The organism is Flavobacterium sp. (assembly GCF_043779715.1).
Taxonomy (GTDB): Bacteria; Bacteroidota; Bacteroidia; order Flavobacteriales; family Flavobacteriaceae; genus Flavobacterium.
In genome coordinates, this window is sequence record NZ_JAYWDT010000034.1 from 1 (window position 1) to 23581 (window position 23581).

The 23581-nt window shown below is 34.2% G+C and carries 16 protein-coding genes; 9 read left to right on the top strand and 7 right to left on the bottom strand.

Annotated features, from left to right (window positions below; all coding sequences use genetic code 11):
* Positions 1 to 397, bottom strand: a 397-nt coding sequence (locus ACH2BG_RS01415; protein WP_395045950.1) for a hypothetical protein, incomplete at its 3' end; no start/stop codon positions are given.
* A complete protein-coding gene (locus ACH2BG_RS01420; RefSeq protein WP_395045951.1) occupies positions 378 to 968 on the bottom strand; it encodes a sigma-70 family RNA polymerase sigma factor in 591 nt (196 codons plus the stop codon). The genes ACH2BG_RS01420 and ACH2BG_RS01415, both read right to left, overlap by 20 nt.
* Positions 969 to 1117: 149 nt before the next feature.
* Between ACH2BG_RS01420 and ACH2BG_RS01425 the strand changes: the two genes are divergently transcribed.
* Both ACH2BG_RS01425 and ACH2BG_RS01430 read left to right on the top strand, forming a co-directional pair.
* Positions 1118 to 1462, top strand: a complete 345-nt coding sequence (locus ACH2BG_RS01425; RefSeq protein WP_395045952.1) for a DUF6249 domain-containing protein — start codon at positions 1118 to 1120, stop codon at positions 1460 to 1462.
* A gap of 72 nt (positions 1463 to 1534) precedes the next feature.
* Entirely contained in the window at positions 1535 to 3793 is a 2259-nt protein-coding gene (locus tag ACH2BG_RS01430; protein ID WP_395045953.1) for a M1 family metallopeptidase, read from the top strand.
* Between the two features lie 59 nt (positions 3794 to 3852).
* Here ACH2BG_RS01430 and ACH2BG_RS01435 read toward each other — a convergent pair whose 3' ends face one another.
* From ACH2BG_RS01435 to ACH2BG_RS01445, 3 genes are all read right to left on the bottom strand, one after another.
* Complete coding sequence (locus ACH2BG_RS01435) at positions 3853 to 4560, bottom strand: tRNA1(Val) (adenine(37)-N6)-methyltransferase (RefSeq protein ID WP_395045954.1); 708 nt, start codon at positions 4558 to 4560, stop codon at positions 3853 to 3855.
* Between the two features lie 65 nt (positions 4561 to 4625).
* The gene (rimM, locus tag ACH2BG_RS01440) at positions 4626 to 5150 is read right to left on the bottom strand and encodes a ribosome maturation factor RimM (protein ID WP_395045955.1); all 525 of its coding nucleotides are present in this window, start codon (positions 5148 to 5150) and stop codon (positions 4626 to 4628) included.
* Positions 5151 to 5167: 17 nt separating this feature from the next.
* On the bottom strand, positions 5168 to 5737 hold the full coding sequence (locus ACH2BG_RS01445) for a 30S ribosomal protein S16 (protein ID WP_395045956.1): 570 nt from the start codon (positions 5735 to 5737) through the stop codon (positions 5168 to 5170).
* Between the two features lie 189 nt (positions 5738 to 5926).
* Here ACH2BG_RS01445 and ACH2BG_RS01450 point away from each other — a divergent pair, with 189 nt between their 5' ends.
* The 3 genes from ACH2BG_RS01450 (at position 5927) to dnaE (ending at position 11813) form a co-directional block, all read left to right on the top strand.
* Positions 5927 to 6604 carry a DUF6252 family protein gene (locus ACH2BG_RS01450; protein WP_395045957.1) on the top strand — a complete coding sequence of 226 codons (678 nt, stop codon included), beginning with the start codon at positions 5927 to 5929 and terminating at the stop codon, positions 6602 to 6604.
* A 119-nt stretch (positions 6605 to 6723) separates the two neighbouring features.
* Positions 6724 to 7128, top strand: a complete 405-nt coding sequence (locus ACH2BG_RS01455) for an RNA recognition motif domain-containing protein (protein WP_395045958.1) — start codon at positions 6724 to 6726, stop codon at positions 7126 to 7128.
* 158 nt (positions 7129 to 7286) lie between these two features.
* Positions 7287 to 11813: a DNA polymerase III subunit alpha gene (dnaE, locus tag ACH2BG_RS01460; RefSeq protein WP_395045959.1), complete on the top strand. Its 4527-nt coding sequence runs from the start codon at positions 7287 to 7289 to the stop codon at positions 11811 to 11813.
* Here the strand turns inward: dnaE and ACH2BG_RS01465 are convergent.
* Together ACH2BG_RS01465 and ACH2BG_RS01470 are read right to left on the bottom strand one after the other, a co-directional pair.
* Positions 11810 to 13870: an ATP-binding protein gene (locus ACH2BG_RS01465; protein WP_395045960.1), complete on the bottom strand. Its 2061-nt coding sequence runs from the start codon at positions 13868 to 13870 to the stop codon at positions 11810 to 11812. The genes dnaE and ACH2BG_RS01465 overlap by 4 nt on opposite strands.
* Positions 13867 to 14571, bottom strand: a complete 705-nt coding sequence (locus tag ACH2BG_RS01470; protein WP_395045961.1) for a LytR/AlgR family response regulator transcription factor — start codon at positions 14569 to 14571, stop codon at positions 13867 to 13869. The genes ACH2BG_RS01465 and ACH2BG_RS01470 overlap by 4 nt, the downstream gene beginning before the upstream one ends.
* 249 nt (positions 14572 to 14820) lie before the next feature.
* Between ACH2BG_RS01470 and ACH2BG_RS01475 the strand changes: the two genes are divergently transcribed.
* The 4 genes from ACH2BG_RS01475 to ACH2BG_RS01490 form a co-directional block, all read left to right on the top strand.
* Complete coding sequence (locus ACH2BG_RS01475) at positions 14821 to 16503, top strand: hypothetical protein (RefSeq protein WP_395045962.1); 1683 nt, start codon at positions 14821 to 14823, stop codon at positions 16501 to 16503.
* 10 nt (positions 16504 to 16513) lie between these two features.
* On the top strand, positions 16514 to 21442 hold the full coding sequence (locus ACH2BG_RS01480; protein WP_395045963.1) for a hypothetical protein: 4929 nt from the start codon (positions 16514 to 16516) through the stop codon (positions 21440 to 21442).
* 13 nt (positions 21443 to 21455) lie between these two features.
* Positions 21456 to 23381 carry a hypothetical protein gene (locus ACH2BG_RS01485; RefSeq protein WP_395045964.1) on the top strand — a complete coding sequence of 642 codons (1926 nt, stop codon included), beginning with the start codon at positions 21456 to 21458 and terminating at the stop codon, positions 23379 to 23381.
* 96 nt (positions 23382 to 23477) lie between these two features.
* Positions 23478 to 23581: thioredoxin family protein (locus ACH2BG_RS01490; RefSeq protein ID WP_395045965.1), on the top strand; the 104-nt coding region annotated here is incomplete at its 3' end.

The window sequence follows — 23581 nt, forward strand, 5'->3', positions numbered from 1 at the left end:
CGAGTTGTTTGTCAAAATATTTCTTTAATAAAGAAATTTGAATAAATAGAATTATCGTAGTCAGTACCACTGTATAGGTAGTTATGTTAGAAAAACGCAACGCTTTTACGGGGTTGTAATTAGATAATAAATTAGCATTCAAATGTAGAAAACTATTATTTGAAGCAGAATTGCCATTCAATAAAACGTAGGCAATTAAAACGGCAAGACTACCAAAAATAGCTATAAAAGCCGACTTTGAAATCAATGGTTTGTATGTAGTTATTTCACTTTTTTGAGTTGCTAATACTTGCGACATTACTTTGAAAATAAAATCACCAGAAGGAGTGTCTAAAATACTATCCTTCATCATGTGATTAACTAATTTTTCTAGTTGTTTATCTTCGTTCGCTTTCATAATAATCTAGTATTTCGGGTTCTAATCGGCTTTTTAAAATGGAAGCCAATTTTTTTCGGGTTCTAAAAAGTTTTACTTTAATGTTACTCACTGTATTATTCATGACTTTAGAAATTTCATCTACTGATTGGTCGTCAAAATAATATAATGTCAATAAAAAAGCCTCATCATTGGGTAATTCTTCCAAGCAATTTTGAATAACCTGATTCCTTTCTTTTTCATCAATAGTTTCTAAAATGCTCTCTAGCTCTTTGGTTTGATGTTCGCTAAAATCTTCAATATAGGCTACCTTTTTTTCTTTCTTGTTTTTCTTTAAATAATCCAAACACGTATTGTATGTTATTTTATACACCCATGTCGAAAATTTAGATTCTCCTTTAAATTTAGACAATGAGTTGTAAATTTTAATAAAAGTGTCTTGAGCTATTTCTTCAGCTTCTTCTCTATGGGCTACCATTTTGAGAGCTAATGTGAACACCATGTTTTTATAACGGTCGACCAATGTTGCAAACGCATTCTGGTTTCCATTTAAAATTAAATTGATATAATGTTGGTCTTCTATAATAGCCATATGATTATAAGACGACAAAACATCGCATTAGGTTACAAGTTATGGTAAAAAAAAATATTTTTTCTTTTTTCTGTAACCAAAATGAAACACTTGTCGTCATAGCTTATGAACATAATAAATAATTATTAATTTTTTAAATCAATCAAATCATGAATGGAGACATTTTAGTACCAATGAGTATGTTTTTAGCAATTTTCGGAGTTGTTTACCTTTATTTATCAACTAGAAACAAAGAGCGTTTAGCACTTATCGAAAAGGGAGCCGATGCTAGTATTTTTATGAGTAGTCGTCAAAGTGGCGTCTCGTTTTACAAAGTAATATTATTAAATCTTGCACTTTTATTAATGGGAATTGGAATAGGTGCTTTTATTGCACTGATACTAGCTACTTACACTTCATTAAATGAAAATGGATTATATCCAGCAACCATTTTCACTATGGCGGGATCATCTTTATTAGTAGGTTTCAATATGACTAAAAAATTAGATAAATAAATTACAAATCTTTATTTAGAGGATTATTCCTAAATAAAGAATAATCAATCATCAATCAAAATTAATCAAATCATGAAAAAACAATTTATTGTTTCAGCTTTCCTATGGACTTTATTTATAGGAATGCCATCTGTGCAAGCTCAAGAACAACCCAAAAAAGCGTCAACAAAATACGATTATCAAGAGGCTTTTGCACCTAATTTTTATTCAAAAAACGGAACAGATACTCATTCTGCTAGTGGGCAACCAGGTGCAAAATATTGGCAAAACAGAGCCGATTATCAATTGACGGCAACTCTAAATGAGAAAAAAAATGAAATTATAGGGTCAGAAATTCTTACATACACAAATAATAGTCCGGACAGAATTTCTTTTTTATGGATGAATGTGGATCAGAATTTATTTAAGAATGATTCTCGTGGGAAATCGGTAATTTCAGTAACAGGAAGTCGAAACGGAGATAAAGGACAAGTTTTTGATGGCGGCCATAAAATAAAATCAATAAAAATTGTATCTACACAAAATGGAAAAGTAATTGAAACTGATACTAAATTCGAAATTTCGGACACTAGAATGCAAGTTTTCTTGCCACAAGAATTAAAATCAAATGGAGGGTCTGTTAAACTTAAAATAGAATTCTCATTTATATCTCCGGATTTTGGTTCTGATAGAATGGGTGTTCTAGAGACCAAAAACGGAAAAATATTTACCATGGGACAATGGTATCCAAGAATGTGTGTTTATGATGATATAAAAGGTTGGAATTCATTGCCATATTTAGGAGCGGGAGAGTTTTACTTAGAATATGGAGATTTTGATGTTAGGATTAATGCGCCTTCTAATCATATAGTAGTTTGTTCGGGCGAATTAATAAATCCTTCGGAAGTCTATACAACAGAACAGCAAAAACGTTGGATATTAGCTTCAAAAAGTGATAAGACTATTCAAATTCGTTCTGCCGAAGAAGTGACAAATAGTTCTTCAAGACCAACTGGACAATCAACTTTGAATTGGCATTTTAAAATTAAAAATTCTCGTGATATTTCATGGGCATCTTCTTCAGCATTTGTAATAGATGCTGCAAAAATCAATCTGCCAAGTGGTAAAAAATCAATAGCAATAGCTGCTTATCCAGCAGAAAGTTCAGGGCAAGAAGCTTGGAGTCGCGCTACTGAATATACAAAAGCAGCTATCGAAAACTATTCTAAACGATGGCTGGAATATCCTTATCCAGCAGCAATAAATGTTGCCGGTAACGAAGGAGGAATTGAATATCCTGGAATCGTTTTCTGTGATTGGAAGGCAAAAGGAGAAGATTTATGGGGTGTGACAGACCATGAATTTGGTCATACTTGGTTTCCTATGATTGTGGGATCTAACGAACGTTTGTTTGCTTGGATGGATGAAGGTTTTAATACTTTTATCAATACGTTAAGCTCTAATGATTTTAATGATGGGGAATACAAATCTCGAGTAAGAGATTTGCAAAGAGGTGCAAATACGTTAACTAATTCAGATTTAGAACCTATTATGACAGCTCCTGATGGAATGAAGGAGCAAAATATGGGATTGTTAGCTTATGAAAAACCATCCATTGGATTGGTAATGTTGCGTGAACAAATATTAGGTAAAGAAAAATTTGATAGAGCTTTTAGAATCTATACAGAGCGTTGGGCTTTTAAGCATCCTACGCCAGATGATTTTTTTAGAACAATAGAAAATGTTTCTGGGGAAGATCTAAATTGGTTTTGGAGAGCTTGGTTTGTTAATAATTGGAGATTAGATCAAGGAATTACTAAAATTAAATATTTGAAAAATGATCCAAAAAATGGAGCGCTAATTTCTATTGAAAATCTAGAAAAAATGGCCATGCCAGTTGTTTTAGAAATTAAAACCAAAAGTGGTAACGTGAGTCGTATGAATCTCCCAGTAGAGATATGGCAACGCAACACATCTTGGACTTTTAAAACTAATTCTACCGAAGAAATTGCAACAATTACAATAGATCCTGATCATAAAATGCCAGATATAAATCCTTCAAATAATATTTGGAGTGTTGATAAAAGTGAATTAGAAAAAGAAGTGAGTTTAGCTAGTTATCTTGGTTCTTTCTCAAGTAAACAGATTCCGATAAAAATTATTTTTACCGATGAAAATGGAGTGCTTATAGGAACTCCACAAGATGGTCAAGGTCCTCCACTTTCATTCGAATCAAATGGTGAAAATCAGTTCAAATCAGAACAAGCAGGAGTAGAACTACAGTTTAATGAAATGAAAAGTGAATTTACTATTAAAATGAGAGGGCAAAATTTCTTATTTACAAGAGTATAAAAAAAGTTCTTTTCAATTAATAACCCTTACAGAAATGTGAGGGTTTTTTTATTTGAAAATTACATCTTCAAATAAAAATCCTTTGTCAAGGCAATATATTCTTCAGTATAAATATGTCGAGCAGTTTCGATAATTAATTCATCGACAAGAAAATTATTTTGGTTGTTTCGGCTAAAAGCCAATAAACTACGTTTTGTTTCAGAAGTTGGTGTTCCTTTTACGCGAGTTATTTTTATAGGATATAACTCAAATTCATTAGCTAAAGCAATAAATTTTTCTTCTTCTTTATATGGAATTATAACAGAAAAAACACCATTTTCAGAAAGTAATAAATCGGCAGCTTCGATTAGTTGCTCAAATGGCATAGCATCTGAGAAACGAGCCAGATCTCGTTGTTTGTTATCGGTTTTATAATCTTCGGTGTAAAATGGCGGATTGCAAACGATCAAATCATACTCTTCTTCTGGGTCTTCGATAAATTCGTCTAAACCTGCGTGGTAACAAAACAAACGGTCGCTCCAATGTGAGTTTTCAAAATTATCGGTGGCTTGCTCGTAGGCATCTTCATCAATTTCTAAAGCATCAATTTGCTCGGCTGAAGTTCGTTGGGCAAGCATTAATGCAATAATTCCTGTGCCAGCACCAATATCTAAAATAGAATTTGGATTGTGGTTTATAGGAGTCCAAGCGCCAAGTGAAACGCCGTCAGTTCCGACTTTCATAGCTGTTTTGTCTTGTTGAACAGAAAATTGTTTGAATGAAAACATGGAATTGATGATTTTAGAATGTTGATTGCGGATTTTCTAAAAATCTAGTTATCTAAGAAGTCTGACTAAAGATACATTTCGACAAGTCCTTCTGGTAAATCCATGATGACTTTTTTGTTTTCTCTATCGATTTTTACAATAAAATGATCGATCATTGGGATTAGCATTTCAACTTCACCGTTTAGAACTTCGAAAAGTGGTTGTGCCGTAGTATCATTTATAGAAACAATTTTTCCAAAAATACCAACACGTTTGTCTTCAATTTCAAAACCAATTACTTCGTGAAAATAGAATTTGTTACCTGTAAGTTTTGGTAACATTTTTAGCGGAAGATATACTTCGCAATTCATAATAGCATCGGCTTCTTCTTCGTTGTCTACGTCTTCAAAACGAACACGAAGAAAATCAGCTTTGTGTAGGTTGCTATTTTCAATAAAAAATGGAACCAGATTTTTGTTTACTTCAACAAAAACTGATTCCAAATCTTCATACATTTCAGGTTCGTCCGTATCTAAATAGACAAGAACTTCCCCTTTGAAACTAAATTTTTTTGCAATTTTACCTAAATAGAAACAATCTTCTTTACGCATCTTGCAAAAATTAAATATTAAGCTTCTTTTTCTTCGCTAGCTTCTTCAGCAGCTGGAGTTTCTTCTACTTCAGCAGCAGCTTCAACAACTTCTTCTGTAGCAACTTCTTCTTCAACTACAGCTTCTGGAGCTTTAGCAGCTTCAGTTTGTGCAGCGATACGTTTTTCGTTTGCAACTGTTTCAGCTTTAAACGCTTTAGCTTTAGCATCAGATTGTGCTTTAGATAAACCATCTTTTTTAGCGTCAACTTTTCCAGATTTAGCTTCAATCCAAGCAGTTAATTTTGCATCAGCTTGATCTTGTGTTAATGCTCCTTTACGAACTCCTCCATCAAGGTGGTGTTTTAGTAAAGCTCCTTTGTAAGAAAGAATTGCTCTAGCAGTATCAGTTGGTTGAGCTCCATTGTGCAACCATTGTACGGCAGCGTCAAGGTTCAAATCTACTGTTGCGGGATTTGTGTTTGGGTTGTAAGTACCAATTTTTTCTAGGTATTTACCATCTCTTTTTGAGCGTGCATCTGCAGCTACTACCCAGTAAAAAGGTTTTCCTTTTTTACCGTGTCTTTGTAATCTAATTTTTACTGACATAATCTTATGATTAATTTTGAGGTACTCGACCTCGATTATTTAAGGGTGCAAATATACATGTTTTTCTGATACATAATGCTAAAGCGTTCATTTTTTGTTTTTTACTTTAAATATTTATACTGTTTGTTAGTTTTTTAATTGTAATCGGTTATTTTTGTAGCTATTAATTAAGGTTTTAAACTAAAAAAAATGAAAAAATTCTTATTCCTGTTTCTTTCAGCTATTGTATTTACATCATGTGAAAAAAGTGTCGAATTTAATAACCCGGCATTTCAAGGATTAATAGATGGTTCGGTATGGAAAGCAACCAGCTTTTCGGCTACAAAAAGTGTGTCGGGAGGAATAACAATAAAAGGAATTGCTGCTGCTGGAAATGTAGAATTAAATATAAATTCTACCGCATTAGGAACACGAGTTTTGGGAACTACGAATACTTCAAACTTTGCTTCTTATACATTGAATGCTTTCAATTATACTACAGGAATAACTTCATCATCAGTAAATAAAATAGCGCTTTCGGCAGGAGGAACAGGCTATACGACTTCAAGTCTTGTCCTTACATCAGGTGGTTTGGGTTCTGGATTAAAAGTAGATATAGTTGCAAATACAAACGGAGTAGTTACAAGTGTTTTAGTAAATGCGCCAGGGAATAATTATAGAGCAGGTGATTTAGTAACCATTGCTAGCGGAAATGCAAATGCAAAATTTGTTGTGCAAAATGTAGTCAACAGTAATGGAGAGGTTACAATTACCCAATATGACGGAGTCACAATTTCTGGTAATTTTAAGTTTACGGCTTATGATGCAGTAACTGAGAAAACAGTGGGCTGTCAAAATGGTATTTTTTATAAGATTCCAGTAAATTAATTTTAAATATTGATGCTTCTAAAGTGCTGAAAAAGAGGTTATTTTAAAATAAAACCTTAACATTGTGTAATTTAGAATATTAATAACTTACCTTTGTCCTAATATAATAAATATAATATATGAACATTTTTGTTGGAAGTCTTCCTTGGAGTATCGAGGAAGCAGATTTAAGAGAGTCTTTCGAGGCTTACGGTGCTGTAGAATCAGTAAAAATTATTACTGATAAATTTACAGGAAGAAGTAAAGGATTTGGTTTTGTTGAAATGCCAAATGACGAAGAAGGTCAAAAAGCTATTGATGAGTTAAATGGTGCAACTGTTGACGGACGTGCTATTGTGGTAAACAAATCAGAGCCAAAGCCAGAAGGTGAAAGAAAAAGCTTCAATAACAGTCGCCCAAGTGGTGGTGGTTATGGTGGTGGTGGAAATAGCCGTGGTGGTGATTCTCGTGGAGGTTACAGTGGTGGTGGAAACAGCCGTGGTGGTGGTTCTAACGACCGTGGTGGAAACAGAGGCGGATACTAATCTAACTTATTTTCAAAATATATCAAAGCCATCTCAATCGAGGTGGTTTTTTTGTGTTTGTTAATAACTAAAATTGACAAACAACCACATAAAATGTATTTTTGTAATTCTCTAAAATGCTTACGGCTTATTGCCTAAAGCCTAAAGCTTTAAGAAATATGTATTTAATCTTCGATACCGAAACCACAGGATTACCACGCAGTTGGTCAGCACCAATAACGGACACTGACAATTGGCCGCGTTGTATCCAAATCGCATGGCAATTGCATGACGAGATGGGAAATCTTATCGAGCATCAGGATTATCTAGTCAAACCAGAAGGATTTAATATTCCTTATGATGCCGAACGCATTCATGGTATTTCTACCGAATTAGCGATGGAACAAGGCGTTTCTCTACAAGAAGTTTTAGAAAAATTCAACATTGCTTTATCAAAAACTAAATTTATAGTTGGACAAAATGTAGGATTCGATGTCAATATTATGGGTTGCGAATTTCATCGTGCCAATATGGGTTCAGATATGGTCAAAATGCCAGTTCTGGACACTTGTACCGAAGTTACCGCATCATTATTAAAATTACCTGGAGGTCGCGGCGGAAGATTCAAATTGCCAACACTAACAGAACTTCATCAATATCTTTTTAAAGTTCCATTTTCGGAAGCACACAATGCCACCGCCGATGTTGAAGCAACCACGCGTTGTTTTTTAGAATTAATTAAAAGAGAAGTTTTTACCAAAGAAGAACTTGATGTAGAAGCCAATTATTTTCACGAATTTCAGAGTAAAAATCAAGGAGAAATAAAACTTATAGGTTTAAAACACATAAACCTTAAAGAGGCTTCTGCCGAAATAGCGAAGCGTTTTCAACAAGCTGAAAAAGTTGAAACTAAAACGCCAATTTCAGCTGAAATCACACAAGATTTAGCGGCTGCAAAGTTTGCGCATTTGCACAATCACACGCAGTTTTCGGTTTTACAATCTACAATTTCAGTAGCAAAACTTGTTGCTGCAGCTGCAAAAAATAAAATGTCGGCCGTTGCCATGACTGATCATGCAAACTTGATGGGTGCTTTTCATTTTGTTCGAGATGTATTGAATCAAAATAAAATAGCTTCCGCCAAAAATGCTACTGCAATAGAAAATGGAGAAGAAGCGACCGAGGTTGAAATGAAACCTATCGTGGGTTGCGAGTTTTTTGTTTGCGACAACCACAAAGACAAAACCAAAAAAGACAATGGTTACCAAGTAGTTTTCTTGGCAAAAACTAAAAAAGGATATCACAATTTAGCCAAAATGTCTTCTATTGCTTATACGGAAGGGTTTTATTATGTGCCCAGAATCGATAGAAATGTAATCGAACAATACAAGGAAGATATTATCATTCTGTCTGGAAACTTATATGGAGAAATTCCTAGTAAAGTTCTAAATCTTGGAGAAAATCAAGCCGAAGAAGCGCTGTTGTGGTGGAAATCTCAATTTGGAGATGATTTTTATCTCGAATTGATGCGCCATAATCAAGAAGATGAAAACCGTGTTAATCAAACATTAATTTCATTTGCAAAAAAGCATGATGTAAAACTCATTGCAACCAATAATACATTTTATATTTCCAAAGACGATGCCAATGCGCACGATATTTTATTGTGTGTAAAGGAAGGAGAGAAGCAAGCTACACCAATAGGTCGCGGTCGTGGTTATCGTTTTGGATTGCCTAATCAGGAATATTATTTCAAATCTGAAGAAGAAATGAAACAATTGTTTTCTGATTTGCCCGAAGCTATTGTCAACATTCAAGAAATTGTCGATAAAATCGAAATTTATTCACTTTATAGAGACGTTTTACTTCCGAAATTTGAAATTCCAACCGAATTTCTAGTTTCAGAAGATGAAACTGATGAAGGGAAACGTGGTGAAAATTCATTTTTGCGACACCTAACAATGGTTGGAGCAAACAAACGTTATCCTGAAATTACCCCGGAAATTCAAGAACGAATAGATTTTGAATTGTTAACTATCCAAAATTCTGGTTATCCAGGTTATTTCTTAATCGTGCAAGATTTTATTGCCGAAGCCAGAAAAATGGACGTTTCTGTTGGTCCAGGTCGTGGTTCGGCAGCGGGTTCAGTTGTGGCATATTGCTTGGGAATTACCAATATCGATCCACTTTTATATAATTTGCTTTTCGAAAGATTTCTAAATCCGGATCGTGTGTCACTTCCCGATATCGATATCGATTTTGATGATGAAGGAAGAAGTAAAGTCATGGATTATGTGATTCAGAAATATGGCTCGAAGCAAGTGGCACAAATTATTACTTACGGTACAATGGCTGCAAAATCGGCCATTCGTGATACTGCCAGAGTATTAGATTTGCCGCTTTTTGAAGCTGATAAAATTGCCAAATTATTACCTGGAATGCTTCCTGGAAAATGGAATTTAGCTCGTTTTATGAACGATACCGAATCCGAAATCCGGAAAGTTCTACGTCCAGAAGATTTCGACCGAATGAAAGAGTTAATATTACTTTCTAAGGAAGAAGATTTAAGTGGCGAAACCATTCAACAAGCACAAATTCTAGAAGGAAATCTTCGTAACACAGGAATTCACGCTTGCGGAGTTATTATTACACCAAGCGATATTACCAATTTTGTTCCTGTAACAACCGCAAAAGATTCCGATTTATATGTTACTCAATTTGATAACTCCGTTGCTGAAAGTGCAGGATTGTTAAAAATGGATTTCTTGGGACTAAAAACCCTAACCTTAATAAAAGATACCGTAAAACTGGTAAAATATAGAACAGGAAAAATTCTCGATCCTGATACATTTCCTATCGATGATGTCAAGACTTACGAATTGTTTCAACGCGGCGAAACAGTAGGGATTTTTCAGTACGAAAGTGCGGGTATGCAAAAATATATGAAAGAATTGAAGCCAACGGTTTTCAATGATTTAATTGCCATGAATGCCTTATATCGTCCCGGACCTATTGCTTATATTCCGAGTTTTATTAAACGAAAAAATGGCGAAGAGCCTATAGAATATGACCTTGAAGCTTGCGAAGAATTGCTAAAAGACACCTACGGAATTACCGTTTACCAAGAGCAAGTAATGCTTTTGTCACAAAGACTAGCCGATTTTTCCAAAGGTGATGCCGACGTTTTGCGTAAAGCGATGGGAAAAAAAGACCGTCCAACGTTAGATAAAATGAAGCCTAAATTCCTTTCTCAAGCTGTCGCCAAAGGTCATGCGGAAGACAAACTTGAAAAAATTTGGAAAGACTGGGAAGCCTTTGCAGAATACGCATTTAATAAATCGCACTCTACGTGTTATGCTTGGATTGCTTATCAAACCGCTTATCTAAAAGCCAATTATCCAGCGGAATATATGGCTGCAGTTTTGTCTAATAACATGAGTGATATTAAGCAAGTTTCTTTTTTTATGGAAGAATGCAAACGCATGGGATTGGCCGTTTTGGGTCCAGATGTAAATGAGTCATTTTATAAATTTACGGTAAATGATGATTATGCCGTTCGTTTTGGAATAGGCGCTGTAAAAGGTGTTGGAATGGGCGCTGTAAATACCATTGTAGAAAGCAGAAAGGAAGGAAACTACAAATCTATTTTCGATTTAGCCAAACGTGTCGACCAACGTGCTGCCAACAAAAAAGCCATCGAAAATCTGATTCTTGCTGGTGGTTTCGATTGTTTTGCAAACACACATCGGGCGCAATATTTTCATACCGATGGCGACGGAATTACATTTTACGAAAAAGCCATACGATTTGGCGCTAAGTTTCAAGAAAACGAAAATTCATCGCAAGTAAGTTTGTTTGGCGATACGAGTGATGTGCAAATTTCGGAACCCGTAATTCCGCCCTGTGATGAGTGGAATACGATGGAAAAACTCGCTAAAGAAAAAGAAGTAGTTGGGATTTATATTTCAGGTCATCCGCTAGATGATTACAGGTTCGAAATGAAATATTTTTGTAACAACAAACTTGAATCTCTAAAAAGTTTAGAACAATTTGTGGGCAAAAATCTTTCTTTTGGAGGAATTGTGACCAATGTGCAACACCGAACTGCTAAAAACGGAAAAGGTTGGGCATCGTTTGTTTTAGAAGGTTATGATGAGAGTAATGAGTTCAGGATTTTTAATGAAGAATACCTAAAATTCAGACATTTTCTAGTTCAAAATCAGTTTGTGTATATTAAGGTTAATATAAAAGATGGTTGGGTAAATCGGGAAACGGGTAAAAAATCGGATCCGCAAATTAACTTTTTGCAAGTAGAATCAATACAAGATGTTTTACGGATTTTTGCAAAAAAACTAGTCATTCATTTAGATATAAAAGAATTACATGAAGAATTAGTGTCTAAATTAACCGCAGTTTTTGCTGCCAACAAAGGCGATAACACAGTTTCTTTTGATATTTTAGAATTAGAAAAAATAAAAAAACAAATTGAAGTTGCACCTGTCGAAGCCGATGATATAGAAATTGTTCTAGACGAAAATGGCGATATTCAAGAATCTGAAAACCCAGAAACAATAGCTCCTACTGAAGTGGAAGAGACCAAAATAATTAATAAAATTTCGATGAATAGCCGTAAGTTGAAAATTAAAATCTCAACCGAATTGCTTAATGAATTGGAAAAATTGCAGATCAATTTTAAGTTGAATTAAAAAGACAATATAAAGATTGTTCCTTCGTCAACCACAGAAGTTACGGTTATGGTGCAATTGATTGCTTTAGCCAAATCACGAATCAAGTGTAATCCCAATCCGGTTTTTATTCCTACTACTTCTTTTTCGTCGTACAGCGCTTTGAATTGTTCTTGTTTTCCGCCTGAACCATTATCACTTACAGATAAATATAATTGATTGTCTTCTTGCCAAGCTTTCCAAACAATCCTTGGGTTTTGAGTTTTTTCCAATGCTTTAATGGCATTTCCAGTTAAATTTCGAATAATGGTTTTTAGGTAATTCTCATCCGTAAAAATTTGAATGTCGCCCGCATCTTCAAATACGATTTCAATATTTTCGTTGCTTGAAAAATGATTTTCAGTATCAGTGAAGAGTGTTTTTATGTACACATTTTTTGGATGTGGTTCGAAATTTTCCATTTGACCTTTACTCCATAATAAAATATCTTCCATTGAAGATAATAAGTTTTCAGCACCAATAAGCGTTTTATTTTGAAGTCGGATTTTACTTTCTTCGTCTAGCAATTCCGGGCTTTCATGCTGCAGGTGCAGAAAATGAATCAAATTAGATACTGGACTTCTTAAATCGTGATTTAAAATACTAAAAAAGCGCACTTTGGTTTTGTTCGCCTGATCTAATTCTTGATTTAAAAGTTGTAATTTCTCGTTTGTTTTTCTTCTGTTTTGACTTTGTTTGTATAGTAATGAAGCAATTATCAATAGCAATATAAAACCTAGTCCAAGATAGATTTGTCTTTTTCTAGTGTTTTCAATCTGAAAGTTTTTCAGTTTGTTTTCGGTTGAAAGCGTATTGATTTTTTCCTGTTTGTACTGATTTTGATATTTTCCTTCAGCATTGGCTATACTTTGCTTTGCAGATTCCATCAACATCAATTCATTGTGTTGGCTATAAATAGTTTGGTAGAAGTAAGCTTTTTGCCAATCTCCCAAAGCATCATAACATTGTGATAATTTTTTATTTATGATGATGAATGATTCTTTGTCAAATTCATAAGCATGTTTCAACGCTAAGTTTAGTGTTTTAATAGCTTCAGTATATTTTTTTTGCTCGAATTCTAATTTTCCTTTGCAGACATTAGCTTCCATCAAAATTTCATCATCATTTGATTTTAAAGCATAAAAAACTGCTTTCTCAGCATATTTAGAAGCTTTGCTTATTTCTTTACGAGCAATGAAATATTCGGCCATGTATCGATTCGCAGAACTAACGTTTAAATGCAAAGAATCATTTTTATTTACAAGATTGTAAATGCTGTTGTAATATTTTTTTATGCTGTCTAAAGACTTTAATTCGACATAACATTTGATATAATCGTTGAATAAATAAGCAGTTACATCTGGAGATTCTTTTAAATAAGGCTTGGCGTAATTGGTGTATTCGATGCCTTTTTTGAATTGTTTCATTTTAATATAAGCACTGGCAATTTGCGAGTACGAAATACCAATGTTCACAATGTTTTTTGTATCGTTTTTTGGAAATTGTTTTCTATAATCAATCGCTTTTATTTTGTAACTAATGAATTTTTCATAAGCAGATTGGTCCAAATAATATTCGCCTAGACTTCCGTTTAATATTCCTTGGGTATAAATATTTTTAGTGGTGTCGAGTACTTTCTTTACATAACCAATTAAGCTGTCTCGTTTTACAAACTGTTTGGTTGAGTAATACAGATAATTGAGCCGCATCAAAGCAAGAGTTTCTTCTTTTAGATGCTTCCCTTTTTTAGCGTATTCTAAAGATTTTTCATAGTACGGAACGGCTTTTTCATATAAATTGTTATTGTATTCATAACCGTAAGCTTTGAAGTAATGAAAGCGTGACAAAAAATAATTACTCTTCGTTTTTTTAATTCCTTGCGATGCAACAATAATAAGCTGTTTGTAGTTTGTAGCCGTTAAAAGTGAGTCACATGTATTGATAAGTTGACTTAATTCTTTAACAGAGGATTTCGGATTTTGCTGTGAAAACAACAAAACCGGAAACAGTATCGTCAAATACAAAATGATTTTTCTCATGCAATTAAACTCAAATTGTCTTTATAGCTTCTTCCAATTGGAATTAAAACACTGTTGTTCAATTCGATTTCCTGAGAACCTATTTTTTTTACAAATTGTTTTTGAACGGCGTAACTTCTGTGAATTCTAACAAAAGACTGAAAGTGAGCTTCTTTTAAAAGTATTCCAATGCTTGATAAAACACAATGTCTTTTGTGGGATGTTATAATTAAGGTATAATCTTTTAAAGCTTCCAGATATAGTATTTCATGAAGCTTTACTTTGGTTTGTTCATGTCCTTCTTTAATATATATAGTGTCGCCTCCAATGCTTGCTTCAAAAAGAGTTGCTTTGAGTTTGATTTCCATGAATTCTTCAATTCGCCTCATAGTTTGGGCAAAACGATCCAATTTTAATGGCTTAACGATAAAGTCTAAAGTTTCTAATTCAAAACTTTCAACTGCATGTTCAGGATGAGCTGTAATGAATATACACACAGGAATGTGCATTGCTTTTTTTCGGAAATCTAAACCGCTAAGAGTTGGCATGTCAATATCCAGAAATAAAATATCTATCTTTTCTGTATTAATTATTTCCAAAGCTTTTTCTGCAGAGTCGTAAATCCCTAAGAGTTTTAGTCTCGGAAATTTTTTAACGAAAGACTGTACAGTTAGCCTGTCAATTTCATCATCATCTACTATAATACAATTAAACTGTTCCATAAGTCATTTTCTCCCTTTCAAACGTAAGTTTTTTAAACTAACAAATGTTATTCGTCTATTTAAAATGTTGACTGTATATCGGTGTTTTTTATATCCTTAAACTATACGCAAATTTGAACTAAAATTTTGTTAAAAGCAATAGGGTGTCGACCTTAAAAAGGCTAGGATACTGATAATTATGGAAGAAACACAATTCGTCGGCTTTATATGCTTTTAATCGGCTTTTTTAGTTTTAAATCAATTTATATAATGAGAATAAAATCATTTTTTTTATTGTTTTTTATTTTGGCTTCTGTTTTTTTACAAACAGTAAAAGCACAAGATTTAGAAAATATTAGCGAACTAAAACCTGTCGAGTTTTCAGGAACGTTTACCGTTTTTGGGTCATACTATAATGTAGAAGGAATTGATCCACGCCGAAAAGACTTTACATGGTATGCTACGGGAAATCCTTTGTTGAAACTTTATGGTATTGACATTCCTTTTTCTTTTACGGTAAGTGAACAGGAACGTACTTTTCGTCAGCCGTTCAATCAATTTTGTATTAGTCCAACTTATAAGTGGGCTAAAGCACATTTGGGATATACGAATTTAGCATGGTCGCCTTTTACTTGGTCTGGCCAAACTGCTTTGGGCGCTGGAGTGGAATTGAATCCCGGAAAATTGCGTTTTGGTGCATTGTATGGAAAACTAAACAGAGCGGTAGAAGAAAATTTAACATCTCCAGAATTGCAAACTCCTGCTTTTAAACGAATGGGTTATGCGATGCGTTTGGGTTATGGAACCGAATCGAGTCATGTAGATTTGATTATGTTGAAAGGAAAAGACGATGAAAATTCATTGAGTACGATTCCTCAAAATGAAGAAGTTTTACCTGGGGAAAATATTGTGGTTGGACTTTCTTCTAAATTAAAGTTTACCGAAAAATTGTTTTGGGATGCCGATTTGGCTACTTCTGTTTTTACCCGAGATGTCCGAGCCTTGACTCTTTCGGATGACGATGCTTCAACAGTTAATAGCTTTAAATCGATACTAAAAGTAAATAGTTCTACTCAAATGTATAATGCATACCAGACAGAAGTTCGATTTGAAGAAAAAAAGTATAAAATAAAAGCTAAGTATCGTCTAGTTGAACCTGATTTTCAAAGTATGGGCGCTTATTATTTTCAAACCGATGTAGAGAATATTACGATTGAACCTTCTGCCTATCTGCTAAAAAATAAATTGAGAATTTCTAGTAGTTTCGGACATCAACGAAACAATTTACTCAATAAAAAACTATATACTACAAAACGAATAATTGGTAATGTTGGTTTAGATTATGCGGTTTCAAAGGTTTTCGGATTTAATGCTGTGTATGCTAATTATTCTGGTGAGCAGGGAAAAGGGTTGAAAATTCCAAATCAAGCTACGCAACAATCGTATGTTTCTCAAAATATGATGGTAATGCCTCGATTGACTTTTGTGAAAGAAAAACTGACTCATTTTCATACGTTAATGGCGAATCGTCAATGGATGACCGACAAGAATCCCAATACTGCCAATACAACTGAATATCAGGTTGATAATTTGAATTATACGAGTTCATTTGTTTCTAATAAAACAGGATTAACTCTGGGAGCGAGTTATTTATTATCTATTTTTGAATCTAACCTAAATATAAATAGATTAAACGGAATTGGACTTAACGCAAGCATGCCATTTTTCAAAAACAAGCTGACTTCTTCTTTATCCGCCAATGGGACGCAGCAAAAATTGAATCATGAAAATTTTGCCGACATTATAAATGTAACCTTTCAAAACACATATAAAATTAATGACCACCACGGCATAACATTGCTGGGAATTTATTTGGATAATAAAGCAAAAGTTCCAACCGGAATTTCATTTAACGAATACAATATCGACCTAGGATATACCTACACTTTTTAAAAAGAATAGTATGAAAAATAATTTTAAGATTTTTACTGTAATTTTTCTGTTGTTATCACAGATTAATTTCGCACAAACAGATGTGACAGTTACAACGCAGGTTTTACCGCCTTATTCGACCTATCTTTCGGATTATGTAAACAGTCCTAATAAAGTAGTTTTTACACTACTTGCATACAGAAATGTATCGGTACGGCTAAAAGCCAGTATTGTTGGTGACAACGGAATTTCGGTTGTTACATCAGATTCGTATCGTCCAGCAACGGCCATTCAGTTGCAAGCATATCAGCAAAAAATGATGACTGGGATCGATTTGAAGAATTATTTGGATCTAAATTCGGTGATTGTTACCGGAATTAGTAAAAATGATTTGTTTCGTGGCTCTGGAATTCCGGAAGGAAATTATACCATCTGCATTCAGGCTCTTGATTTTGTAACAGGACAACCTTTAAGCAGTCCAGATCCTTTGGGATGTAGTAATTCGTTTGATATACATCAAATTGCTCCACCACAATTAATCTCACCATCTTGTGATGAAACGATTGTTGCTGGAAACATTCAAAATGTAATTTTCTCATGGTTGCCTTCACCAGAAGCTCCAGCTGGTTCTCAATACCGATTAAAAATTGTGGAGTTAAATCCAATAACAAGAAATCCAAATGAAGCAATGAACAGCGCAACAACGCCTGCTTTTTTTGAAACTACCATAAATACTTTTTCGTTTGTGTATGGTCCTGCACAACCACCTCTTAAAAAAGATAAAAAATATGCTTGGCGCGTCACTTTATTGCCAACGAATACGAGGTTAAGTACGAGCGGAGCAGCATTAAATGTTCAAAATAAAGGAAATAGTGAAGTATGTAGTTTTGTGTACAAGAACAATACTATTGTCGCTCAAAACACTGTTTTAACGCCAGGTAATTATGGTGTCAATTTGTTGGCGCCTATTAAAGGTGAAAAAATGAGTAATGGTTACGGCCTAGAGTTTTGGTGGTCACAAACTAAAAAGTGGGCGGTTAAATACCAAGTACAATTTACCAATAGTGAAACACAAAATAAAAAGATAACCAATTGGGATGCATTACCAGAAGACTTATTTTCAGCCAAAAACGCTTTTTTTGCCAGTAAAGAAGTAGCCTATACAACTACAAAAGCAAAACTTCCGCAGTCTTTTACGGCAAACAATGGAAAAATGGCTTGGCGTGTGGTTGCTTTTGACCAATCAAATAAAGCAATTGACAGTAGCCGTATTGAAACTTACGAGGTTATAAATGCACCATTAACAGATAGAATTAAACTTATTTCTCCTGTCAAAGGAGAGAAAATTAGTAATGGTTATGGTTTAGAATTTTCTTGGGGAGCGAGTATTAAACAAGTTGCAAACTATCAAGTGCAATTTACGGATCGTGAAAATCAAAATAAAAAGATAACCAACTGGAATACGGTCACAGATGTTGTGTTTACTAAAAAAGATGCTTTTTATGCCAGTAAAGATGCAGGAGCAAAATTAAAACTCGTGCTACCGGCTACTTTTACCACTGGAAATGGGAAAATTGTTTGGAGAGTTGTTGGTTTTAACAATGTAAAACAAGCGATTGATAGTAGTGCAGTTGAAATCTATGAAGTAGTCGATGCGCCATTAACTGACAGAATAAAACTAGTTTCGCCTATTGGTGGAAAAAAAATCACAGCCGGTTATGGACTTAAATACGAATGGGAATCTTCTAAAAAGAAAGCGATTTCAGGATATAGATTGCAATTTACCAACAGTCATTCACAAGATAAGCCCATAACTGACTGGAAGAATTTAAACGAAAAATTGTTTAACGGTAAAACTGCTTTTTTTGCTTACAAAGACACTAAAGAATTATTTGTTAACATGCCTAATTCCTGGACCACAGGAACTGGAAAAATAGCTTGGCGTATTGTGGCTTTGCAAAATAATAAAGTGGTTGATAGTAGTAAAATTGAAGTATTTGAAATAATTGAAGATACTAGTGAATTAGCCAAAATCAAAGGATTTATGATCAACGGCTATTACGTTCAAGTGAATCAGATTTTTAATAAAGATCAAGATAAGTTTAGTGGTTCAGGAAAAATGTTGCTTTGGGAAGCAGGTAAGGAAGTAAATTTCAATTTTAAAGATTTAAAGATAAGACCAATCGCGTATAATTTTAAACTCAAAATGCAAATTTGGGCTGCTATTGAAGGAACGATTGATATTGATGCCAAAAAAGGATTATTTCCGAAAAACCAATTTGATTTAACCACCGAAAAAGATTGCGATGGAGCGTTTCAATTATCATTAAACAGTATGAAACTATACGCCAAACTTGAAGGTGCTATGGATAGTAAAGGCAATCTGTACAAAGTAACCAAAGATTCGGGAACCACTGAAGGAAAAGTTATTGGGAAGTGGCTTACCAACTGGTTTATTCCAAAAAACGGAAAATACACCAATGATATGTACCAGTTCGAATCGGCAGAATCGACCATAAAAATGAGTTTTGCAGATAAATTTGATGGCTCTGTTAATTTGAAAAGTGATAAAAACGTTGAAAACCTAGCAAATGGTGGGATTGACGTTATTTTCGGAGGGAATACAGGCGATATGAAACTTAAAATAAAAGGATTACAAGGAGAAACATCTTTAAGTGGAACAATAAATATTTCTGACGCACAACCTTCGGCTGAATCAGATAGTTATTTAACATTATTGTCTATTCCGTTTAAGGATAAAAAGAATTTGAATTTTTACTACACTTTTGAAAAACCACTAAAATGGAAAATCAACGGAGACGGTTCGGTTTGGGCTAATGTTACAGAAACCTATGTGCATCTTTCGGATAACGGACAAATGGAATCGAAATTTGAATCCTATAACAACGGATTGAATTTTAACAAATTTGGAATCTTAATTAACCTTCCAAAGAAAAGTGGCTCTTCAACAGGTTCGACTTTAAACTTGTCTTTCGATCAAGTATACAACAAAGGGAACGGATATACTACAAACAGTAATCCGAATACTGAAACAAAAAACAGTGCTGATTTAGCTGGTTTTACAACCAAGCTGACTAAGTCGTCATTTAAAATCGTCAAAAACAAATTGACTTTCTTAAAAGTAGAAGGTGATGTATATGTTCCTTTTTTAAACGACTGGGCGGGTCTTATAATGGATATTGACCACAAAAAAATTCAAGAGATAAATCTGGATTTTGACTATCAGAAAAAATATTATTTATCTAAAGATAATGCAGGTGGATATGCTTATATCACCATCTCATCTGGACGATTAGAAAACAATGCCGTGGTGGTTTCTCCAAGTTTAACTATTAAAAATGGGGCAAACAAAGGTTTTGAAACGAATGACATGTACATGTGCGATATGTTTATCGATTCCTCGGGTGCAGTATCTTACAACACTAATTTTTCTGACAATTCAGAATCAACTTGTGAAGGAACAAAACGTTGGGCTACCTATTATAAGTTCGCCTATGGTATTGATAAAATGAAAATCAAACGCAATACAGTCAAAATAGATGCGCAATTTTTGTTCTCTGGAAATGTGGTTTTAGGACCAAACATTGCAGGTTCTGGGAATAAAGAAATGGGATTCACCTATCATGGTGCCAATGTGCCACCAGATTTAGGATTTAATAGTATGGATTTTAAAGGCATTAATTTCAATCAGGTTTCAGCGAGTTTGGCTGGGATTGACAGAGTAGCTAAAGGACCAGATTTTAATAACGATGATGTAATAATGAATAATTCAATCATTAATAATTCTATCGAAATCGCCGATGATGGAAAAGCAATCAATGGTAATTATGAAGATGGAGCTCAAAAATTCGGAGGTGGGTTCAAAATGACTTCAAATTCAACTTGGGGTGATTGTTTTGAATTGGGAGGATATTATGAAGCGAAAGAGCCTGATGCAAAAGAGTTGTCGGCCAAAATGATTTTAGGAAAAAAATCGGAAAACGGAGGAAAATTCAGTTATTGGTTCTTCGAATTCAAGCAAAAAGGATTTGTTTCCATTCCAATCATTCCAGGTATTTTAGAAGCTAACGGTTTTGGAGGAAAAGCTTACTATCATATGGAAGTGACTTATGATAATGAAGGAAAGATTGCGAGTATGAAACCCAATACTAACTATTCTTTAGGGATGGCCGCCGAAGCCGATGTTAGAACTGCTTACGATCAAGGGGCTACAATACACGGACACGTGCAAATCGTGACACAGTTTCAAGGATGGAGCATTGATGGAATCAGTTATTTTATAAAAGGAGATGCCATTGCACTAAACAGTGACAATCCTGGATTGATTCAAGCGAGATTGAACGGTCAGTTAAACTGGGTGGATAAATATATTGACGGAAAAGGTCAAATTTGGGGAAAAGTTTATGATATTGTATGTTTGAATGAAGGTGCTGCCAATGAAGATTCGATATTTTTCCATTTTGGTGCCGATGATTTTTATATGAATGTAGGAACTCCTGAAAACCCTATTACTGCCGAAGTAATGTGTGGTAGCGGTCTGTCTGTTGGAATTTGGTTAGGATTTGATAAAAAACAAATGGGATTTGGCTTTGCGGAACATTATGATTCAGGTTGGAAAGGATTGGATTTAGGAATTGCTTCTGCTGAAGGAAGATTGATTTCCAATTTTGCTGCAGGCGTCAATGTTCAATATTCACCATTCCAAGCTACAGGGACTGCTTCTTTTGATGGTAGAGCTTACGGAAAAGGATGTGTAGATTTCTGGGCTTTTGATGGCTGTATCGGCGGAAGCTGTGGTGTATCGGCTAATTTAACAGTGTCAATGCCTAATCCGGTAGTGTTTGAAGGAAGTGTTGCTTGTGATGTTCACAGATGGATTCCCGATTTTACCTTGCATGCAAAATGGTCGTCTAACGGCGGATTCAGTATTTGGTTATAATAAAAAATAAAAGATGAAAAAAGTACTTATACTCGCTTTTGTATTGTTGTCTATAACAACTAAAGCTCAAGATTATAAATTGTTCGGAGCTTCTAATGAAAACAAAGTCCAATTAAAATGGATGTCAAAAACAATTCCAGCCGAGGCTGCTTTTGATATCATGAAAAAAGAAGCAAACGGCGAATGGCAAAAAATCAATGCCAACCCTATTGTGTCTTCGCAAGTTATCAAGGAATCGGAATTGAAAACTAATAAAAATCCATTTCCAAAAGACGCATCGTATGATTTTTATATCAAATATAAAAATACCAAAGAAGCGACCGCAAACAAGCAAGCATATGTTAATTATACCTTGTCGTTGGCTTCAATTTTTGACAATCAGGTAGCCAGGCATTTAGGAATTTATTTCGAAGATAATTCTGTTGCAAAAGGAAAAACCTACAGTTATAAATTGGTAGATGCTAAGACTCAAAAAGAATTATCAGCACTCAATAACCTTATTGTTGGCGAATTGTCGAAAGCTCCTGAAAAAACTCAAATTACTCAGAAAAAGCAAAATATTGTAATTTCTTGGTCAGCAAATGAAGACTATATGGGGTACAATGTGTATCGCAATGGAACGAAATTGAATAAAGAACCAGTAATGTCTAACTTAGAAAAGAATGTCTATGTTTCTTCGTTTTCCGATGCTAATGTTCCAGCAGGAAGTTATACTTATGTATTAAGAGGGGTTACTTTTTTAAATACTGAAGGCAAGCCGACAGCAGATTTAAAAATTGATGTAAAAGATAGTGCTCCGCCAGCTTTAGTTAAAGGCCTTAAAGGAGAAAGAAAAAATGATGAGGTTATCTTAACCTGGATACCATCAAAGGATAAAGAAACCGTTGGATATAATATTTATAAGAGTAACGACAAAGGAAAAACTTTCCAAAAAGTAAATGAACAAACGATAAACGCTGCCGAAGCTAAATATGTCGAAAAACTAAGTTCAAAAAGTTCTGGCTCATTTCAATATTCTATCGAATCAGTCGATAATGGCAACAATGGGAATCGCTCTATGCCAGTGAGTGTTTTTGTGCCGGATCACGATAAACCTAATCAACCGGCAGATTTAAAATCAAAATCAGAATCAGGAAAAATCACTCTTTCTTGGAGAGCCAATTCTGAAAAAGATTTAGCAGGTTACAGAATTTACCGAGGATTAAAAGACGATGATCAAAATGAAATGTTGCTTTTAAATTCAACACCACAAACAGAAACGAGCTTTGTGGATACATTCAATGAAAAAGCAGGAACCAAATTTATTTATAAAATTGCAGCAATCGATAAGTCTTTTAACGAAAGTGATAAAGCGGTTCTTTGGGTTCAATTACCTGACGTTATTCCACCATCAGCTCCTTTTTTGCGTCAGGCAAATTACGAAGGAAGTCAGGTTAATTTGAAATGGGATGCGGTACAAAAAGATATTATTCTAGGATACGATGTTTATCGTGTTTTTGAAGGCGCAGAAACTAAAGTGAACAAACAACCAATAACTGAAACTAATTTTAGCGATAATGAGATTGCCAGAAGAGGTGATTATCAATATTATGTAAAAGCTATTGATTCGGCCAAATTGGTTTCAAAAGCATCCAATAAATTGATTGTTTCAAAAGTAGGAGATTTAAATCCAACGGTTGTACTTACGGCTTCTCAAGACTCCCGTTCTAAAAAAGTACAACTAAAAGTAGATGGGATTGAACCTGAGGTAGTTCAAGAAGCAAAATTGTTCAGAAAAGCAGGGGATGCAGGATTTTTAAGAATTCCATTTACCGTTTCAGAGGCTTTATTTACGGACGAATCAACCGAATCGGGAGTGATTTACGAATATTATTTAGAAATAATTACAAAGGATGATGTTAAAGTAAAATCGGAAAAAATATCAGTTAATAATTCTTAGTAAGCATGAATTTCACTTATAGAACTATCGATAAAACTGATTCTTAAACGGCTTTCAATTCAAAATAAAATTCTACTTTTGTCTAACAAACAATTAATAAATAAAGAAAAAATGGCATTAACAATAACCGATGCAACTTTTGAGGAAGTTGTATTAAAATCATCACAACCAGTATTAGTAGATTTTTGGGCAGCTTGGTG

Bases quoted from the DNA above. Each gene is read 5' to 3' on its own strand.
- ACH2BG_RS01420 (WP_395045951.1), bottom strand. From the start codon at position 968: ATGGCTATTATAGAAGACCAACATTATATCAATTTAATTTTAAATGGA.
- ACH2BG_RS01425 (WP_395045952.1), top strand. From the start codon at position 1,118: ATGAATGGAGACATTTTAGTACCAATGAGTATGTTTTTAGCAATTTTC.
- ACH2BG_RS01430 (WP_395045953.1), top strand. From the start codon at position 1,535: ATGAAAAAACAATTTATTGTTTCAGCTTTCCTATGGACTTTATTTATA.
- ACH2BG_RS01435 (WP_395045954.1), bottom strand. From the start codon at position 4,560: ATGTTTTCATTCAAACAATTTTCTGTTCAACAAGACAAAACAGCTATG.
- rimM (WP_395045955.1), bottom strand. From the start codon at position 5,150: ATGCGTAAAGAAGATTGTTTCTATTTAGGTAAAATTGCAAAAAAATTT.
- ACH2BG_RS01445 (WP_395045956.1), bottom strand. From the start codon at position 5,737: ATGTCAGTAAAAATTAGATTACAAAGACACGGTAAAAAAGGAAAACCT.
- ACH2BG_RS01450 (WP_395045957.1), top strand. From the start codon at position 5,927: ATGAAAAAATTCTTATTCCTGTTTCTTTCAGCTATTGTATTTACATCA.
- ACH2BG_RS01455 (WP_395045958.1), top strand. From the start codon at position 6,724: ATGAACATTTTTGTTGGAAGTCTTCCTTGGAGTATCGAGGAAGCAGAT.
- dnaE (WP_395045959.1), top strand. From the start codon at position 7,287: ATGTATTTAATCTTCGATACCGAAACCACAGGATTACCACGCAGTTGG.
- ACH2BG_RS01465 (WP_395045960.1), bottom strand. From the start codon at position 13,870: ATGAGAAAAATCATTTTGTATTTGACGATACTGTTTCCGGTTTTGTTG.
- ACH2BG_RS01470 (WP_395045961.1), bottom strand. From the start codon at position 14,571: ATGGAACAGTTTAATTGTATTATAGTAGATGATGATGAAATTGACAGG.
- ACH2BG_RS01475 (WP_395045962.1), top strand. From the start codon at position 14,821: ATGAGAATAAAATCATTTTTTTTATTGTTTTTTATTTTGGCTTCTGTT.
- ACH2BG_RS01480 (WP_395045963.1), top strand. From the start codon at position 16,514: ATGAAAAATAATTTTAAGATTTTTACTGTAATTTTTCTGTTGTTATCA.
- ACH2BG_RS01485 (WP_395045964.1), top strand. From the start codon at position 21,456: ATGAAAAAAGTACTTATACTCGCTTTTGTATTGTTGTCTATAACAACT.